Origin of the sequence: Rhodopseudomonas palustris BisB18, from assembly GCF_000013745.1 — a bacterium.
In the GTDB taxonomy this organism is placed as follows: domain Bacteria; phylum Pseudomonadota; class Alphaproteobacteria; order Rhizobiales; family Xanthobacteraceae; genus Rhodopseudomonas_A; species Rhodopseudomonas_A palustris_F.
This window is the reverse complement of sequence record NC_007925.1, coordinates 596,219-614,520: the sequence shown is the minus strand read 5'-3', so window position 1 is coordinate 614,520 and position 18,302 is coordinate 596,219. Positions and strand designations below refer to the sequence as shown.

Annotated in this window: 15 protein-coding genes and 1 tRNA gene; 10 read left to right on the top strand and 6 right to left on the bottom strand. The window is 65.9% G+C overall.

What is annotated here, in order from left to right; translation table 11 throughout:
• The first annotated feature begins 28 nt into the window (after positions 1-28).
• The 4 genes from RPC_RS02845 to RPC_RS25900 all read left to right on the top strand — a co-directional run bounded on the left by RPC_RS02845 (position 29) and on the right by RPC_RS25900 (position 5,608).
• Entirely contained in the window at positions 29-781 is a 753-nt protein-coding gene (locus tag RPC_RS02845; RefSeq protein WP_049766173.1) for a MetQ/NlpA family ABC transporter substrate-binding protein, read from the top strand.
• Positions 782-885: 104 nt separating this feature from the next.
• Entirely contained in the window at positions 886-2,229 is a 1,344-nt protein-coding gene (locus tag RPC_RS02840; RefSeq protein ID WP_011471044.1) for a phenylacetate--CoA ligase family protein, read from the top strand.
• Between the two features lie 266 nt (positions 2,230-2,495).
• A complete protein-coding gene (locus tag RPC_RS02835) occupies positions 2,496-5,261 on the top strand; it encodes a hybrid sensor histidine kinase/response regulator (protein ID WP_080507299.1) in 2,766 nt (921 codons plus the stop codon).
• A 185-nt stretch (positions 5,262-5,446) separates the two neighbouring features.
• Complete coding sequence (locus tag RPC_RS25900) at positions 5,447-5,608, top strand: hypothetical protein (protein WP_157043116.1); 162 nt, start codon at positions 5,447-5,449, stop codon at positions 5,606-5,608.
• Positions 5,609-5,770: 162 nt separating this feature from the next.
• Here the strand turns inward: RPC_RS25900 and RPC_RS25895 are convergent, their stop codons facing one another.
• The 4 genes from RPC_RS25895 to RPC_RS02820 all read right to left on the bottom strand — a co-directional run bounded on the left by RPC_RS25895 (position 5,771) and on the right by RPC_RS02820 (position 10,357).
• Entirely contained in the window at positions 5,771-5,971 is a 201-nt protein-coding gene (locus RPC_RS25895) for a hypothetical protein (protein ID WP_157043115.1), read from the bottom strand.
• 376 nt (positions 5,972-6,347) lie between these two features.
• On the bottom strand, positions 6,348-7,307 hold the full coding sequence (bchO, locus tag RPC_RS02830) for an alpha/beta fold hydrolase BchO (protein ID WP_041801326.1): 960 nt from the start codon (positions 7,305-7,307) through the stop codon (positions 6,348-6,350).
• Positions 7,308-7,360: 53 nt separating this feature from the next.
• Positions 7,361-9,412 carry a c-type cytochrome gene (locus RPC_RS02825; protein ID WP_011471040.1) on the bottom strand — a complete coding sequence of 684 codons (2,052 nt, stop codon included), beginning with the start codon at positions 9,410-9,412 and terminating at the stop codon, positions 7,361-7,363.
• An 868-nt stretch (positions 9,413-10,280) separates the two neighbouring features.
• Positions 10,281-10,357 (bottom strand) — tRNA-Arg (locus tag RPC_RS02820).
• 187 nt (positions 10,358-10,544) lie between these two features.
• On the opposite strand from RPC_RS02820, the gene RPC_RS02815 reads away from it, so the two are divergent.
• From RPC_RS02815 to RPC_RS02805, 3 genes are all read left to right on the top strand, one after another.
• Complete coding sequence (locus RPC_RS02815) at positions 10,545-11,906, top strand: TadE/TadG family type IV pilus assembly protein (protein ID WP_011471039.1); 1,362 nt, start codon at positions 10,545-10,547, stop codon at positions 11,904-11,906.
• 153 nt (positions 11,907-12,059) lie between these two features.
• The gene (locus RPC_RS02810) at positions 12,060-12,638 is read left to right on the top strand and encodes a YidB family protein (protein WP_011471038.1); all 579 of its coding nucleotides are present in this window, start codon (positions 12,060-12,062) and stop codon (positions 12,636-12,638) included.
• Positions 12,639-12,690: 52 nt separating this feature from the next.
• Positions 12,691-12,978 (top strand): GlsB/YeaQ/YmgE family stress response membrane protein, encoded by a 288-nt coding sequence (locus RPC_RS02805; protein ID WP_011471037.1) that lies wholly within the window; start codon positions 12,691-12,693, stop codon positions 12,976-12,978.
• A gap of 22 nt (positions 12,979-13,000) precedes the next feature.
• Here RPC_RS02805 and RPC_RS02800 read toward each other — a convergent pair whose 3' ends face one another.
• Positions 13,001-13,786, bottom strand: coding sequence for an SDR family NAD(P)-dependent oxidoreductase (locus RPC_RS02800; RefSeq protein ID WP_011471036.1), 786 nt, complete (start codon positions 13,784-13,786; stop codon positions 13,001-13,003).
• 333 nt (positions 13,787-14,119) lie between these two features.
• Between RPC_RS02800 and RPC_RS02795 the strand changes: the two genes are divergently transcribed.
• The 3 genes from RPC_RS02795 to RPC_RS02785 all read left to right on the top strand — a co-directional run bounded on the left by RPC_RS02795 (position 14,120) and on the right by RPC_RS02785 (position 17,470).
• Positions 14,120-14,923 carry an enoyl-CoA hydratase/isomerase family protein gene (locus tag RPC_RS02795; protein ID WP_011471035.1) on the top strand — a complete coding sequence of 268 codons (804 nt, stop codon included), beginning with the start codon at positions 14,120-14,122 and terminating at the stop codon, positions 14,921-14,923.
• 117 nt (positions 14,924-15,040) lie between these two features.
• Positions 15,041-15,817, top strand: coding sequence for a thermonuclease family protein (locus tag RPC_RS02790; RefSeq protein ID WP_011471034.1), 777 nt, complete (start codon positions 15,041-15,043; stop codon positions 15,815-15,817).
• A 141-nt stretch (positions 15,818-15,958) separates the two neighbouring features.
• Positions 15,959-17,470: a M48 family metalloprotease gene (locus RPC_RS02785; RefSeq protein WP_011471033.1), complete on the top strand. Its 1,512-nt coding sequence runs from the start codon at positions 15,959-15,961 to the stop codon at positions 17,468-17,470.
• Positions 17,471-17,486: 16 nt separating this feature from the next.
• On the opposite strand, the gene RPC_RS02780 is transcribed toward RPC_RS02785, so the two are convergent.
• A complete protein-coding gene (locus tag RPC_RS02780) occupies positions 17,487-18,101 on the bottom strand; it encodes an NIPSNAP family protein (protein ID WP_011471032.1) in 615 nt (204 codons plus the stop codon).
• Positions 18,102-18,302 lie beyond the last annotated feature (201 nt).

The window sequence follows — 18,302 nt, the reverse complement described above, 5'->3', positions numbered from 1 at the left end:
CCGCATCGCGGCGATCGCCGCCGGACTGATGTTGGCCGCGGCCGGCACCGTCCACGCCGCCGATCCGCAAGTGATCCGGATCGGCGTCACCGCCGGGCCCTACGCCGACATCCTGCGCTATGCGGGCGAACTGGCCGGCAAGCAGGGCATTCAGCTCAAGATCATCGAGTTCACCGACTACACCGTGCCGAACGCCGCGCTGGCGCAGGACGACCTCGACATCAACAATTTCCAGCACCAGCCCTATCTCGACAACCAGGTGGCGCAGCGCGGCTACGACATCGTGCCGATCGCCAAGAGCATCATCGTGCCGATCGGGCTGTACTCCAACAAGGTGAAGAGGATCGAGGAGATCAGGGACGGCGCCTCCACGGCGATCCCGAACGATCCGTCGAACGGCGCCCGCGCGCTGCAGCTGTTCGAAAAGGCCGGGCTGATCAAGCTGAAGCCGGGCGCCGGCATCAAGGCGACCGTCGCCGACATCGCCGAGAACCCCAAGCACCTGAAGTTCAACGAACTCGACGCCGCGCAATTGCCGCGCTCGCTGAACGATCTGGACTTCTCCGCGGTCAATCTGAACTACGCGCTGAACGCCGGGCTCGATCCGAACAAGGCGCTGCTTCTGGAAGACGCCGACAGCAACTGGAACCTGGTGTTCGCGGTGCGCGCCAAGAACAAGGACAATCCGACGCTGAAGAAGTTCGTCGAGATCTATCGCTCGCCGGAGGTCAAGCAGTTCGTCGACAACAAGTTCAACGGCACGATCCTCACCACCTGGTAGCCGACCGATCGCTTGCCACGCGAGGCCGGCCGCGCGCCGGCCGCGCGCATTTTCCGCTCCCGACATCTCTGCGCCCGGCGCAGTTCGTGACGAATGGACGTCCTATGACTTCGCACACCCACGCCGACGATCGCCCCTATTGGGACGCCAAACTCGAAACCCAGAGCCGCGCCGATTGGGATGCGCTCAAGCTGTCGCTGCTGCAGAAGCATCTCGCCCATGCCTATGCGGGCTCGCCGGCCTATCGCGCGGCGTTCGACAAAGCCAAGGTGCAACCGGATCAGGTGAAAAGCCTCGACGACATCCGGCGCTTTCCGTTGATCAACAAGAGCACGCTGCGCGACCGCCAGCTCGCGGCGCCGCCGTTCGGCGATCTGGTGGCGGTGCCGGAGCGCGACATCGTCTATATCTCGGCGTCGTCGGGCTCCACCGGGGTGCCGACCGCCTCGCCGTTCACCGCGCAGGATTTCGACGGCTGGATCGATTACGAAGCGCGGCAGTTCTGGTCCTCGGGAATGCGGCCGCATGACCGCTACGCGCATTCGCTGAACATGTCGCTGTTCATCGGCGGGCCCTGCGTGCTCGGCGCGCAGAAGCTCGGCGCGCTGACCATCCACGCCGGCACGCTGCCCTCGGAGCGGCTGTTGCAGATCCTCCGCCAATTCCAGGCCAGCATCATCTGGACAACGCCGTCCTACGCCTGGTATCTCGGCGAAACCGCCGTGAAAGAAGGCTACGACCTGCGCAAGGATCTCAGCGTCAGGCGGATCTTCGTCGCCGGCGAGCCCGGCGGCTCGATCCTGGAGACCCGCGAGCGCATCGAGCAATTGTGGGGCGCCTCGGTGTACGATTACTACGGCCTGTCCGACATCTTCGGCTCCTGCGCCGGGATGTGCGAGCAGAAGAGCGGGCTGCATTGGGCCGAGGATCACATCCTGGTCGAAGTGATCGATCCGGACAGCGGCGACCCCGTCAAGCCGGGCGACCGCGGCGAGATGGTGCTGACCACGTTGCAGAAGTCGGCGCGGCCGATGATCCGGTTCCGCACCGGCGACATCGTCAGCTTCAATCCGGAGCCGTGCCGCTGCGGCCGCACCGCGATCCGGCTGAACGGCGTGCACGGCCGGCTCGACGACATGCTGATCATCAAGGGCGTCAATTTGTTTCCCAGCGACGTCGAAGCGGTGGCGCGCAAGGACCACGAACTCACCGGCGAATATCGCATGATCGTCGAGCGCATCGACCATCTCGACCGGCTCACCGTCGAGGTCGAGCACGTCCGCGGCTACAACGGCGGCGCCGAAGACCTGCAGCACCGCTTCGTGCGGACGCTGAAGGCGGTGACCGGCGTCACCGCCAAGGTCAACGTGCTGCCGCCCGATACGCTGCCCCGCGCCACCCACAAGGCCAAGCGCGTCGAGGATCGCCGCAGCGGGGTCTGGAGCTAAACCGCCTGCGCTGCGTCGACAGGTCCGCCGCCGGGGCGCGGCGCGCCGGAGGGCGACGGCGCCCGCCGCCTCGTCGCACTGGGCAAGGAAGGCGAACCGGCTTTCGGCGGTTCGCCTTCACTTGGCCTCAACCATCCTCATAGTTCGGCGGGCCCTGGCGAGAACGCGGGGCGGCGCCGGACGTTGATCGCCGATTCGCCGCGCGCTGCGGGGCTGGCGGATCTGTGCTATCCTGCAGGCTCGCTCCCCGAGAGGACCAGACCAGAATGGAGCCGTCGGAAAGCAAGATCCTAGCCTTTCTGGAGATCGAACGCGGCATCCTTGCGGGTCTGGCATCCGGCACCCCGCTGCAGCGCGCCTTGCGCGATCTGCTGCGCGGCGTCGAACCCTTGTTCGGGACCGGCTTCTGCTGCAGTCTCGGGCTCGCCGATCCGGCGACCAGCCGGTTGCTGGTCGGCCTGGCCCCGGAAAACTGCCCGTTGGCGAATGACTGCGACGCGCTGCAGCCGCACGCGTTCTGGTCGACCGCGATCGTCGGGCCGGACGGCGCCGCCATCGGGGCCCTGGTGGTCAGCCACCGCGGGCCGCGGACGCCCGGCAGGGACGCGTTGGAGCTGTCCGGCCTGATCGCCCGCACCGTCGGCCTGATCATCGAGCGGCACCATGCGACCAGTGCGTTGCGCGAGCGCGAACACGAACTGACGCGGGTCCAGGCCATCGCCAAGATCGGCGGCGTGGTGGTCGATCTGCGCTACGGCCTCCACAACGAACGCCGCTCGCCGGAATACAGCACGATCCACGGGCTGCCCCCCGATGCACCGGACGGCCACGAGGATTGGGTGCGCAGGCTGCATCCGGACGACCGCGACCGCGCGCTGCGGACCCTGCTCGATGCGATCGCGGGCACGGCCGATCACTACTCAAGCGAATATCGCATCATCCGGCCGAACGACGGCCAGATCCGCTGGATCGCCGCCGAAGCGCAGATCGAGCGCAGTCCGGACGGCCGCGCCGAGCGGCTGGTCGGCGCCCACATCGACATTACCGATCGCACGCTGGCCAAGGAAACCCTGCGCGAAAGCGAACAGCGCTTCCGGCTGATCGCCAACAGCGCGCCGGTGCCGATGTGGGTCAGCCGGCTGGACGGCAAGCGCGCCTTCGCCAACCAGGCCTATCTGGACTTTCTCGGGCTGGACTACGACGCCGCGCTGGCGTTCGACTGGCGCACCGTGCTGCATCCGGACGATCTGCCGCGAATCCTGCAGGAGCAGATCGCCGGCGAAACCTCGCTGCAGCCGTTCGTGCTGGAGGCCCGCTATCGCCGCGCCGACGGGCCGTGGCGCTGGATGCGCTCGGAATCGCAGCCGCGCTGGGACGCCGCCGGCAAGCACATCGGCTTCATCGGCGTCGCCCACGACATCACCGCCTCGAAGGAGGCCGAAACCGAGTTGCGGCGGCTCAACGAGACGCTTGAGCAGCGCATCAAGCAGCGCACCGCGCAATTGCAGGCCAACGAAGCGCAGATGCGGGCGATGTTCGAGACCACCAACCAATATCAGGGCCTGCTCGATCTGAAGGGCAACATCGTCTACATCAACGCCACCGCATTGGCCGGCATCCGTAGCACGGTCGACGCCGTGCTCGGCATTCGGTTCTGGGATTCGCCGTGGTTCACCGGCACCGAGGGGATGCGCGACTGCGTGCGTGGCGCCTTCGCGGCCGCGAAGAAGGGCGAAACCGTGCGGACCGAGATGCTGCTGCATCTGCCGATCGGCGACCGCTTCTTCGATTTCGCGATGCGGCCGATTTTCGACGAGCACGGCCGGGTCTCCGCGGTGTTGCCGGAGGCCGTCGACATCACCGAGCGGCGCCATAGCGAGGAAGCGTTGCGGCAGTCGCAGAAGATGGAGGCGGTCGGTCAGCTGACCGGCGGCGTGGCGCACGACTTCAACAACCTGCTGACCATCATCCGTTCGGCCACTGATTTCCTGCGCCGCCGCGATCTGCCGGAGGAGCGACGGCGGCGCTATATCGACGCGATCTCCGAGACGGTCGACCGTGCCTCGACGCTCACCGGGCAGCTGTTGGCGTTCGCGCGGCGGCAGCCGTTGACGCCGCAGGTGTTCAACATCGGCTCGCAGGTCGAGAGCATCGCGCAATTGATCCGCCCCTTGGTCGGCAGCCGCATCCAGATCGCGGTCCATCTCGGCTGTCCGGACTGCTTTGCGATGGCCGACGTGGCGCAGTTCGAAACCGCATTGGTCAATCTCGCGGTCAACGGCCGCGATGCCATGAACGGCGAAGGCTGCCTGACCTTCGACGTCGTCAAGGTCGAGGCGCTTCCGCCGCTGCGCAGCCATCCCGGCCGCCGCGGCAGCTTCATAGCAGTGGCGGTGACCGATACCGGATCGGGTATTGCTCCCGAACGGCTCGAAGCCATCTTCGAGCCGTTCTACACCACCAAAGAGGTCGGCAAGGGCACCGGGCTCGGGCTCAGCCAAGCGTTCGGCTTTGCCAAGCAGTCCGGCGGCGAAATCGAAGTGACCAGTACGCTCGGCCACGGATCGACCTTCACCATCTACCTGCCGCAAGCCGAGAGTCCCGCCGAACTCGCCGATGTCGTCGCGGTGGGCGCCGAGGTGACGGCGAGCGGCCGCGGCCATCGCGTGCTGGTGGTGGAAGACAACGAAGACGTCGGCCGGTTTTCCACCGAGCTGTTACGGGACCTCGGTTACGACATTCGCTGGGTCGGCAATGCCAACGAGGCGCTCGCGGCCATTTCGGAGGACGAGTTCGCCTTCGATCTGGTGTTCTCCGACGTGATCATGCCGGGGATGAACGGCGTCGAACTGGCGACGCTGATCCGTGAGCGTTATCCGGGTTTGCCGGTGGTGCTGACCAGCGGCTACAGCACGGTGCTGGCGGAAAACGCCCACCACGGTTTCGAACTGATTCAAAAGCCGTATTCGGTCGAACTGCTGTCGCGCACCTTGCGCCGCGCCATCGCCGACCGGCGCACCGCGCTGGCGTGACCAAGACAGTTTCGGTTGGCCGGGTTTCTTCAAACGCTCGGCTAGTTCATCTCAAGTCAGATCGGCCCGCTTCGATTCTGCCTTGACGCCGTGTTCAATTCGGAATGCTAAGCGTCGCGCTTAATCCCAGCCGCATCGCAAAGGGACTACGGTCCACGCTGACGAGACCGGTTGATGGGCTGACCATGCGCGACCGTTTTGCGGTCAAGCCCATTGACCATTCACAGGTCTATGGCTTTGGCGCAGCCTGCCATGCCAAGCAGTCGGAGGAATACTTTGCCCGCCTGCGCCGCGCTGAAATCGGTATTCACCGCCATCGCTGGCGTCTACCTGCTGCGTTATGCTGAGATGGCGTGAAGACAATCGCCGCCAGTCAAATGGTGAGCAAGTGAGCAAGTGAGCAAGTGAGCCGCGTTGGTGGCGATGAAGCGGGGCATGTCAATTGACTTCACCGGCTATTGGCAGCGGCATATCTGAAAATAAAAGGCCCGCTATCTGCGGGCCTTGGCTCATTCGTCTCGGGTGGGGGATATTCCTATTTCTTGGGCGGGGCCATCCGGCATTTGCCCAAAGGACCTGAGTTGCTCCTGCGTCAAAGAGTCGATGATACCCTGACTACCAAAGAGCATCACGCACGACTCCGCATAGAGATCGCGCTGAATCACTGGAATTTCCAGCCCGTCACTTGCCCTTATCAATGCTACTGTCATGGCTCACTCTCCTCTCGTAATATGTGACTCCCCGATACGTTTCCGCAAGCGAAAACCCCAACGCCTCGTATTTCTTAATTAATGCCTCGTTCGGATTTTTCAACTTAACTCTTTGACGTTTCAGGAGTTTCGCGTAATTTTCCGCCATATCTGCAACTAAGAGAGCAACATAAACCTAATTCCCGGTATCGAGCCCATAGCTTTCATGACGGCTGGGAAAGGCCGCGCGTCTTCATTGGCCCGGCTTCCAGTAGCGCAAGCCCCATGAAGGTCGACCCCTGACGCCTCATTGCTGGAGCGTGGTGACTGTGCGTATCGCAGACATACCGGGGTTATAGAGCGGAATCAGCTAGGGCGCGCCAAAATACTGGATCTTCTACTCCGCAGCGCCGGCGAGCAGCGGCGGCAACAGCCCGGCGCGACGGGCGAACTCGATCATCAAGGCGCTGACCTCGTGCGGCCGCTCCTCATGGGCGAGATGGCCGAGGCCCGGCATGGCGACGACGCTGGAGCCCGGCACCATGGCGTGGACCCGCGCGGCGTCCTTGGGCGCGATGGTCTTGTCGTTGCCGCCGGTCACCAGCACCAGCTTGGTCAAGAGCCGCGGCAGCTCCGCTGCCAGCGGCCGCAGCTTCCAGTTTCCCATCATCCGCAGCGCCGCGGCGACATGGCCGGGGCTGCAGGTCAGCCGGCGATAGAATTCGAGCCCGGCGGGATCGAGCACCGATCCGGTGTCGGCGATCATCCGCTCGATGAATTTGTCGCTGGAGGCGAAGCGCGCGAACAGCCGCGGCACCAGGCGGCTCCCCGCCAGCACTTGCGCGAACGGCGTCATCAGCCGTCCGGCCATGCCGCCGATCGGCAGCATCGCGCCGTTGAGGCCGAACAGCCCGTCGGGCGTGATCGATCCATTGAGGCACATCCGCGCCAGCACCGCGGCGCCGGCGGAATGCCCGGCGACCAGCACCGGGGCGTGATCGAGCACCCGCAGCAGCGCCGCCAGATCCTCCGCCATGCCGTCGAGGCTGAGTCGCTTCCACGCCGGCGTCTCGGTGAAGCCGTGCCCCGGCAGGTCGGGCGCCACCACGGTGAAATGCTGCGCCAGCAGCGGCGCCAGCTTGCGCCACGAATGGGTGGCGGCGCCGGTGCCGTGCACCAGCAACAGCGCCGGGCCGCGGCCCATCTGTTGCACGTGCCAGCGAAAGCCGGCGGCCTGCACGAAGCGGCTCGAGTCGCGGTTCGGCCAATCGTGGCCGTCACGCTCCCAGCACGGCTTCGGATGAAGCTCGGCGCGACGCGGCGCGACCGCGGGTTGTTCGGTGGGGATGGTGCGCATGACGGCATTCTCCTGCAGATGAGAACTCGAATCGTGGGGGCGTTGCGGACCGCTCATCGGCAGCCCTCCGCAGCGTTCGGGCTGGTCCAGGCGGTGTAGACCGCGCAATCGTCGGGCGACGGCGGACGATAGGCCGGGACTTTTTCCGGCACCGGCGGCAGAAGGCGGAGATAGGCGGTGAGCGCCATCACGTCCTCCTCGTCGAAGTTGGAGAAATGATCCCAGGGCATGCCCTGCCAATACAGCGGCCGGCCGTTGCGGCTGACGCCGCTGCGGATCGCGCGGCCGATCTGCGCATCCGACCACGTCCCGATGCCGGCGCTGGGGTCCGAGGAAATGTTGGCGGTGAACAGCGTGCCGGGCAGCCCGCTGAGCTTCAGGCCGCCGCCGCCGTTCGGCTGATGGCAGAACACGCAGGAGGCGTTGGTGAACAGATAGCGGCCGCGCTCGACCAGCGCGACGCGTTCCGGCGGCAGCGCCGAGACATCGGGCCGCGGCACCGCGCCGAGCGCCTGCTGCGATAGCATCTCGGCCGGCAATACGCCGAGGATCGGGGTCGAGTAGATCACCAGGCCGAAGCTGCAGCCGAGCACGCCGGTCCAGCGGCGCCGGCCCAGCGGCGCCCAGCGCTGCAACGGCACCAACCACGACAGTAGCGCCACCCACAGCGCCAACACCATCCATTGCGCCGCCACCAAGGTGCCCTGAATGCGGGCCAGATCGGGCCCCTTGAAATTGGCGAAGCTGCCGGTCGCATAGGTGATCGACGGCGGCCGACCGAGAAACAGATCGCTCGACCACAGCTTGCTGAAAAAGCTTTCGATCGCGCCGAAATGCAGCGGCGCCGGAATCTGGTTATGCACCGCGGGCAACGTCTTGAGGTAGCGCGCGATCGCCATCGCGTCGGTCTGCGAGATGTTGTGCAGGAACACCCAGGGCATGCTGAACACGTTGAGCAGCCGGCCGTCGTCGGTGCGGCCGTCGCGAATCGCCCGCACGATCTGCTGTTCGCTCCAGCGGCCGAGCCCGGTGTCCGGATCGGAGGTCAGGTTGCGGCTGATGAACACGCCTTGCGGATGCGCGCCGACCCGGGTGCCGCCGGCGAGGTATTGCTCGTCGCGATAGATCCCCTTGACGCTGACCTCGGTGTGGCACAGTCCGCACATCCCCGCTCGCACCAGATAGCGGCCGCGAGCGAGCGCATCCTGCGACTGACCGGGGCCCGCCAACACTCCGCCCGGCTCGCCCGGTGCCGCACGACGGCGCGCCTCCAGGAAGGCGACGAGATCCCAACGGTCGCTCGCCGGCAAATCGGCGAACGACGGCATCGGCGACGTCCCGAGCCCGGTGGTCAGACGCAGAAACACATCTTCGGGTCGCGCGCCGCCGCGAAAACTCCACGGCGCGGTGAGATCGCGACTGCTCACCGGCTGGCCGAGCGCGTCGGTCATCGCTGCGCCGCCGCGCAGATCGGCGCCGTGGCAATTCGCGCAGCCTTGCTCGCGATACAGCTGTTCGCCATGCGCCAAGCCGGCGGCGGTCACCGGCGGCCGCTGCGGCACCACGACAGGCGCGGCTTGCGGCGCGGGCGTCGCGCGCAACGCTTCGACATAGCCGACGACGTCGTCGATCTCCGCCGGCGTCAGCACGTCGCGGAAGAACGGCATCGCGCTCGCCGCGAGGCCATCGGCCACCACCTTGCGGACGTCCGCGGTGGTCGGCGCGGCGTCGTGCGGCGTGCTCTTGTACTTGAACGCGGCGGTCGTGAAATCGCGCGGCGGCGGGCGCATCGACGGCGCCGCGGCGCCGTTGCCGCGACCGTCGGGGCCGTGGCAGATCGCGCAATTCTCCAGATAGACGCGACGACCATTGGATGCGCCGGCCGGCACCATTGCGGTGGGCGGCCATTCGACGTCGCTGTATTGCGCCGGATCCGGCTGCCAGGTCGACGCCGGATTCGCGTAGCCGAAATGCGCGATCAATGATCGGGCCAGGTCGAGCGCGAGATAAATCACCAAGGCCGCGATGCTCCACCACAGCAACGACCGCGGCATCGATCCCGCGACGCGAACACTCGGCGACGGGATGCTTTCGGCAGTCGTCATAGATGCTCGTTCCGCCTACTCGGTTGGCGACCGCATTGTCGTTGCTGCGAAGCGCGATGCGACATGGCGGCGCGAGCTACGTCAAAGGCAATCAGCTCCGTTGCAAATGTCACTGAGCCGGGAGAGTTCCCTGCCGATCGACATCGCGCATGAAATCTTAACGCGAGCGGTATTTCATTATAGTACGCACATTCGCAGCAACACTGCGAACCCGCGCGACTACTAGCTGTGGAGAAATTCGAATGACGCGGACGGCGCTCACTCTTGCGCAGCGCGCACGCCGCCGCATTGGACAGTTTGGCGACGTGTAGTTGCCAAGCGGAGATGACAGTCCAGCGTAAGTGATCGACTCGCTTGACACCGAGGTGTCAGAATTTCGAGACACCGGAGCCGAGTATTCTAACTAAGCGGACAATACGGAACTGAATGCTAACCTGCGTGTTCGAATCACCTGAGCGTAAGACGGCAGCAGCGCCGCGGTGATGCCGAGCCGGCAGGTTCGTAACAGAACATGCGACCGCACAGAACATCCGATCGCCGGCGATGAAATAAGCCGGAGCGAACCGCCGTGATCACGAGCGCGAAACCACTGGTCGATCGAACAGCCTGCGGCAGTCGGCGGATAACACCGAGTTCGCCGCATAAAGGAGAACGCGATGAAGATGTCTCATTTCGCCAACTTCCTGATGATCCTGGTCGGCGGGGCGGCCCAGGAAGTCGCCAGCGCCGTGCGCCGCGGGATGCGCGGACGCGATGCAGATGCCGATCGATGACGCGGGATTGTCGGCTGAGCGCCGCTCATTACAGCGGCGGCATCGGCCGTTGCGGCTTGTCTTCGGCGCCGGCGCTAGGCTGCGCCGGGGAGATATGGCGATCCCGGGATGACTCGAACATCCGACCTACGGTTTAGGAAACCGCCGCTCTATCCGGCTGAGCTACGGGACCGAACGCCCGTCCGCCGGGCATGGATTCTCCATATCAGAGCCGCCGCCGGATCGCCACCCCGCGCAGGCGCCGCTCGCGGAAAACCCTAAGGCCGCCCGCCATCACCGCCGGGGCCTGAGCGCAGTTTAAGATTTATTTAGCCGGCCCACCCTATCTTGCCCGAATTGGGCAACGCGGGCATGGCAGCATGGCACAGCGTCTTTCCGGCCTGTTCGACAGTTTTCACCACGACCGACGCGGTAATATCGCAATTCTGTTCGCGTTCTCGCTGATCCCGCTGCTGGTGGCGATCGGCTGCGCCATCGATTACGCCCGCGCCACCCAGATCCGCAGCAAGATGCAATCCGCCGCCGATGCCGCCAGCGTCGGCTCTGTCTCGAAAGCCTCACCGGCCTTTCTTGCCGCCGGATCGATGACCACGGATGGGCCGATTGCGGTTGGGAGTACCGATGCGACAAACATCTTCAACGGCAACATGGCCAGCCAGTCCGGTTACACGCTGAGCAAGCTCGATGCCGCCGTCACCAAATCCGGCGCCACCTTGACCTCGACGGTCACGTTCTCCGCCTCGGTCGCGACGACGTTTCTGACGATCATCGGCAAGACCGCGTTGGCCATCGGCGGCACCTCGGTCTCGACCTCGAGCATGCCGGTTTACATCGACTTCTATCTGTTGCTCGACAACTCGCCGTCGATGGGCGTCGGCGCTACGCCGACCGATGTTGCCACGATGGTCGACAACACCTCCGACAAATGCGCCTTCGCTTGCCACGACGTCAATGACGAGCACAACTATTACGAACTCGCCAAGACTCTCGGCGTCAAAACCCGGATCGACGTGCTACGCGACGCCACGCAACAATTGATGGACACGGCGGCAGCCACCGCCACCTATCCGAACCAGTTCCGCATGGCGATCTACGATTTCGGCGCGTCGGCGCAGTCCGCGGCTCTGCGCCGCCTGTTCGCGCTGTCATCGAGCCTGAGCAGCGCCAAGACCGCGGCCGGCGCCATCGACCTGATGACGGTCAAGGGCCAGAACGACAACGACGATCGCGACACCAGCTATTCGAAACTGCTGCCGGCGATCGACAAGCAGATCACCGCGGCAGGAGCCGGCACCTCGGATGCGCCGCAGAAATACCTGCTGTTCGTGTCCGACGGCGTGGCCGACGAAACCAACGCCGGATGCGCCAAGACGATGAAGAATGCGTTTTGGGGAAACAAGTCTCCGCGCTGCCAGTCGCCGATCGATCCGGCGTTATGCAAGGCGATGACCGACCGCGGCGTCAAGGTCGCGGTGCTCTACACGACCTATTTGGCGCTACCCTTGAAGCAGGCCAACGGCGATCCGTCCTGGTACGCTTCGTGGATCGCACCGTTCAACGTCGGTCCCTACGGCCCCTCGCCGAACAGCGAAATCGCCAACAACATGAAGGCCTGCGCCTCGCCGGGGTTCTACTTCGAAGTCAGCCCGACCGACGGCATCGCCGACGCCATGAATGCGATTTTCAGAAAGGCCGTGGCGGACGCGCGGATCAGCAGCTGATCGGCGAACGCGCACCGCGTCGCCTGCGAGCTTGTGCTGCACGGCGATAACGCGGCTGCAATCCGTTGGCCGGCGCCGCCCCGGCGCTCGCCTTGTAAACGTCATACCTCGTCGCTATGTCGGTTGTCGGCTTATGCTGACAAGGAGACCGCGATGGGTTTGCTCGACGTCCTCAACGGTATGCAGAACGGCCCGCGCGGGCCTGCCGATCCGCAAGCCAAAGGCGGCATGTCGCCGATCACCATGGCGATCCTGGCGCTGCTGGCCTACAAGGCGGTGAAACACATCGGCGGCAACAATCAGCCGGCGCCTGCGCCGACCAACACCCGGGCCTCGGTTCCGCCCGCCGGCAACACCGTGAACGCCTGGCTTCCCGGTAGCAGTGGTGGTCTCGGCGATCTGTTGAAGGGCGGCCTCGGCGGGCTGCTCGCCGGCGGCGCCGCCGGCAGCATTCTCAGCGGCGGCCTTGGTGACCTGCTGCGGCAATTCCAACAGAGCGGCCATGGCGACGCTGCCAATTCATGGGTCAGTCCCGGGCCGAACCGGCAGATCGCGCCGAACGATCTGGCCACCGCGCTCGGTGCCGATCAAATCGACTCGCTGACCTCGCAGACCGGACTGTCACGCGAGGATCTGCTGTCCGGCCTCAGCCAGCATCTGCCGGAGGTGGTCGATCAGTTGACCCCGGACGGGCGACTGCCGACCGATGAGGAAGCCTCGCGCTGGATCTAATCGCAGCGCCGGACGTTCCTTGTCACTGTTGTGTTCAGGAAGGACAGCTGCCATGAGCGGCATTCTCTACATCGTCTTGGTGGGCTTTGTTGCCGGCATCATCGCGCGGCTGGTGTCGCCTGGTCCGAACAATCCCAGCGGATTCATTCTGACCACGGTGCTGGGAATCGGCGGCGCGTTCGTCGCCACCTTCATCGGCCAGGCGGTCGGGCACTATGGCCCCAACCAAGGCGCCGGCTTCATCACCGCAACGCTCGGCGCGCTGGTGGTGCTGTTCGTCTGGAACCGGCTGGTGGCCCGCCGCATGATCTCCGATCCGGGCGGCCGCACGCGAGTCTGAGACCGCCGCAGGCACGGCGCGCTCAATTCACCAGATGCAGACCGGCGTCCATCCGCACCAACTCGCCGGTCATGCTGCCGGACTGCGGCGAGGCCAGAAAACACACCAACGCCGCGACGTCGTCCGCCGTCGAGGCAATCTTCAGCGGCACCTTGGCGGTGACCATCTCTCGCACCTGCTGCGCGGCGGCGGCGCCGCGGCCCTTGGCGAACCACGGCGTATCGATGTAGCCGGGGCACACCGTGTTGACCCGGATCAGCGGCGCCAGCGCGCGGGCCAATGACAGCGTCATCGAATTCAGCGCACCCTTGCTGGCGACGTAGGCCACCGACGAGCCGACGCCGCTGAGGCCGGCCACCGACGACACGTTGACCACCGCGGCGGCGCTGCCGGATTGCTTCGCGCCGGCTTCCAGCAGCGCCCGCGCGGCGCGGATCATCTGGAACGGCCCGATGGTGTTCACGGCAAACAGCCGCTGGAAATCCTCCGCCGAAAGTCCGTCGAGATTGTCGTGCGCCACGTGCTTGGTGGTGCCGGCATTGTTGATCAGCGCGTCGAGCCGGCCCCACGGCGCCGCCGCAGCGACGATCTTGCGGCAATCTTCGTCACGCGCGACGTCGCCTTGCACCACCACGACCTCGGCGGCGCCGGCGGCGCGGCAGGCCTGTGCGGTGGCTTCGGCGTCGCTTTGGCTGGACGCGTAGTTGATGACGATGCGGGCGCCGGCCTTGGCCAAGATGGTCGCCGTCGCCGCGCCGAGGCCGGAGGCCGAGCCGGTCACGATCACATTCAACCCATCCGTCGGCATCTGCACTCCCCGCGTTGCTGCGCTCGGCCCGCTGCCCGCGCGGCCCACCATACCGTTGCCCCTCGCCGGAGCAAGTTTGCGAAACTCCGCACGACGGAAATAGCCGGGTGGTGGTCGCGGGGACCTCGTCCACTTGCAAAGCGAGGCGGCGGTGGTGCCGATGTCTTGAACCCCGCCGGCTTGACGAACGGCTGGCTTTCGCGACCAAACTGACCGCCAAGCTGAGCACCCAGCCCCCGCACCGGACCTGCGTGGAATCATCGCGAAGCGGCCCGGACTGCGCTAATCGTTCTGAGCCCGGGTTGATTCGAGCTCATTGCCATCGAGGATATCATGACCAGCTATGCAGACATCGGCGTCGAAAAGACCGGCCACGTCACCACCATCGAGATCCAGCGGCCGCCGCTGAACTACTTCGACATCTCGTTGATCGACCAAATCGCCGACGCGCTGGGCGAGATCGACAACGATCCCGAGGCCCGCGCCGTGGTGCTGGCGGCGCAAGGCAAGGCGTTCTGCGCCGGCGCCAATTTCGGCGATCCGTCGCGCACCCCGATCGATGCCAGCGAGCAGTCCGACCCGGCCTCCGGGCTCGGCAAGATCGGCCATCTCTACATCGAGGCGGTACGGATTTTTCGCAACAAGAAGCCGATCGTGGCCGCGGTCCACGCCGCCGCGATCGGCGGCGGACTTGGGCTAGCGCTGGCGGCGGATTTTCGCGTCACCTGTCCGGAAGCGCGGTTCTCCGCGAATTTCACCAAGCTCGGCTTTCATCCGGGCTTCGGACTGACCGTGACCTTGCCGGAACTGATCGGCCGCAACAATGCCGAGCTGATGTTCTATACCAGCCGCCGCGTGACCGGCGAGGAGGCCTACGCGATGGGGCTCGCCAATGTGCTGGTGCCGCACGACGAGTTGCGCGGCGCGGCGCTGAAGCTGGCGCGGGAAATCGCCGAGTGCTCGCCGCTGGGGCTGTTGTCGACGCGGGCGACGATGCGCGCCGGCCTCGCCGAGCGGGTGTTGGCCGCGACCCACCATGAACTCGCCGAGCAGACCCGGCTGCGCGCCACCGAGGATTTCCGCGAAGGTGTCCGCGCCAGCGAAGAGCGGAGGCTCGCGCACTTCAAGGGACGCTGAGGACGGAGCGACGGGCGCGCGATGCACGGCGCAGCGAGCGGTGACGCCCTGCGGGGTCATCGCCATGATGTTGCGAGAAACGGTGTTTTGGCACCGCCGAAGCGCGGGGGCCGCCGTATGAACGCCGCGCGTCGCGTCTTTTGTCTGTTGCCGCTGGTTTGCCACATGGTTTTCGCGGTCGATTTTGCATCCGCCGCCGGCTGCCGGTTGGCGCCGCAGGGTGAGGGCCGCGCCGCAGCGGTCGTCGACGGCCGCAGCTTTCGCCTTGAGGACGACCGCGATGTGCGCCTGTCCGGCATCGAGATCTTCCCGGAGCGCCGGCAACGCGCCACCGCCGCGCTGACCGCACTGATTGCCGGCCGCGAGGTCACGCTGCACGGCGACAGCGACGCGCCCGACCGCTACGGCCGGCAACCGGCCTTCGTATTTCGCGACGCCGAGCCGGTCTCGCTGCAGGCCCAACTGCTCGCCGCAGGCGAGGCGGTGAGCGCCGGGGATGCCGCCGATGCGGAATGCCGTGCCGAACTCAGCCGCGCCGAGGCCCAAGCGCGCCGCGATCGCCGCGGGATATGGGCGGAATCCGCCGCCATAAAAAACGCCGAAGACCCGGGCGATATCTTGGCCGGCGTGGGGCGGTTTGCGCTGGTCGAAGGCCGGGTTGCGTCGGTCCGTGCGGTGGGGGCAACGACCTATTTGAATTTCGGCCGGCGCTGGACACGCGACTTTGCCGTGACTATTTCAAGGCGCACGGGAGCCGCCTTAGAGGCCGCCGGCATGTCCCTTAAGTCGTTTGAAAGGCGACGCGTTTTGGTTCGGGGCTGGGTCGAGAAACGGGGCGGGCCGCGGATCGAGATTTTCGGAGCGGGACAAATCCAAACGCGCGACGAGAGCTAGTGGGGCGGCGCAGCCGTGGTTTCCTGACCGCGATTTCGGACCGCGAGACGGCTTCCGAGCAAAGCCGCACGGGAATTCAGAGAATTTGCTAACATCCGATCGAATCCGAAGGTCGCTCCACGCGCAGTCTGGGAGTCGATCATGGGGGCTACCGAAGAAAGACACGATGTGACGGGTGTGGAACGGCGCGAGACCGGCTTGAGCCGCCGCCTTTGGGCTGCGTCGGCATTGCTGTGCGCGGGGCTGCTGCTCAGCGCCTGCGGCGACGCCGGCCGTTTCCAGGTCGCAACGCCGCAGGCGAGTCCCGCCAAGCCGCCGCGTGCCGCGCAGCAGAATCCGGCGGCGGAGCGCGAACACGAGCGTATCCTGTCGTCCTATGGCGGCGCCTATGACGATCCGAAGCTGGAAGCACTGATCACCAAGACGGTGGACCGTCTGGTGGCGGCGTCCGATCGTCCGGACCTGTCCTACAAGGTGACGATCCTGAATTCCGGCGCGGTCAACGCCTTCGCGCTGCCGACCGGACAGCTCTACGTCACCCGCGGGCTGATCGCGCTGGCCAGCGATACGTCGGAGTTGTCCTCGGTGCTATCGCACGAGATGGCGCATGTGCTGGCCAAGCACGCCTCGATCCGCGAGGACCAGGCGCGGCAGGCGGCAATCGTCACCCGCGTCGTTACCGACATGGGCAGCGACCCCGACCTTACCGCGCTGGCGCTGGCGAAGACCAAGCTGACGATGGCGAGTTTTTCGCGGGCGCAGGAATTCGAAGCCGACGGCATCGGCGTCGGGATTTCGGCGCGGGCGCAATTCGATCCCTACGGCGCCGCACGGTTTCTGAGTTCGATGGAGCGCAATGCCGCGTTGAAGGCCAGCCGCGCCTCGGCCGATCCGCGTTCTCAGGACTTCCTGTCGTCGCATCCGGCAACGCCCGAGCGGGTGCAGAACGCGCAGGCCAATGCCCGGCAATATTCCTCGCCCGACGGCGGCGAGCGCGACCGCGAGAGCTATCTCGCGACCATCGACGGCATGGTCTACGGCGAAGACCCCAGCGAAGGCTTCGTGCGCGGCCGCCGCTTCCTGCATCCCAAGCTCGGCTTCACCTTCACCGCGCCGGAAGCCTTCACGCTGGACAACACCGCGCAGGCGGTGATCGGCGTGCGCGAGGGCGGCAACCAGGCGATGCGGTTCGACGTGGTGCGGGTCGCCTCAGAGCAGACGCTCGCCGAATATCTCAATTCCGGCTGGATGGAAAACGTCGACAAGGCCTCCACCGAGGAAATGACCATCAACGGCTTGCCGGCGGCGGCCGCGGTGGCGCATGGCGATCAGTGGCAGTTCCGGGTCTACGCGCTGCGGTTCGGCAGCGACGTCTACCGCTTCATCTTCGCCGCCAAACAGAAGACCACCGAGAGCGAACGCAACGCCCGCGAAACCGTGGGCTCGTTCCGCCGGCTGACGCTGGAGGAAATCCAGGCGGCGCGGCCGCTGCGCATCAAGATCATCACCGCGCAGCCTGGCGACACCGTGGAATCGCTGTCGCACCGGATGTCCGGCGTCGACAAGCCGGCGGAGCGGTTTCGCGTGCTCAACGGGCTTGATGCCCATGCCGAGGTCAAGGTCCGCGACCGCGTCAAGATCGTGGTGGATTGAGGAGATCGTGGCCGAGTCAGCCGAGCGGCAAGCCCGGTTCGGCGATGGCGATGGTCGATGAGGCCTGCGCGATCTGCTCGGGCCCGCCCTTCGGCGGCCACAGCTTGGCGGCGTAGTGATCGGCACGAAGTTTCATCCGCTCGTCCACGCCCGAGAAACCCCAGATATGCGTGATGCGCGGCGGACCATCGAGCGCATACATGTTGATGACGAGGTGGGCGGTGTAGTCGTGCGCCGGAGCGATCGCCGCCTCCCACCCTGCAAGCGTCGCCGGCAGCCCACCGGGTTTCAGGTGATAGGTTCTGAATTCGAAGACCCCGCCGTAGTGCTGCGGCCGAACCGGCGGCAGAAACGCAAATCCGGCATAGCTATCCATGCTCAGCGCGCTCGCGGTGCCGACGCAATTGAACGGGTTGGTGTTGAACAGGGCACGGTCGCGCTCCTTGCGAAGCTCGGCCTCGGCCGCAAAGCCGCGCAGGACCAGCAATTGCCCGAGCGTGCCGATGTCGCTGCGCCAGATGCCGAATACCTCGCCCCGTGCGGCGGGATCGGCGATCCAAGCGCGGGCGCCTTGCGAGAGCGACGCGAGTTGCAACAGCGGCCCGGACAGCGTGGTCAGTTCGTAGATCATCGATGTGGTTCCTTGATCCAGAGCCCGCGCCGCGAAGGAGGTGCAGATTCGGGCGACACCGCCCACCGGACTCCGCCTCGCGGACTGCGAACAGCGTGTCGTGTTTCCTATCATCGACAGCCGCGCGGAGCGCGCCGATCCTTACCCCAACAGCAAAAAACCCGACCTCGCGGCCGGGCTTTGCTGATTTGAACCGATCGT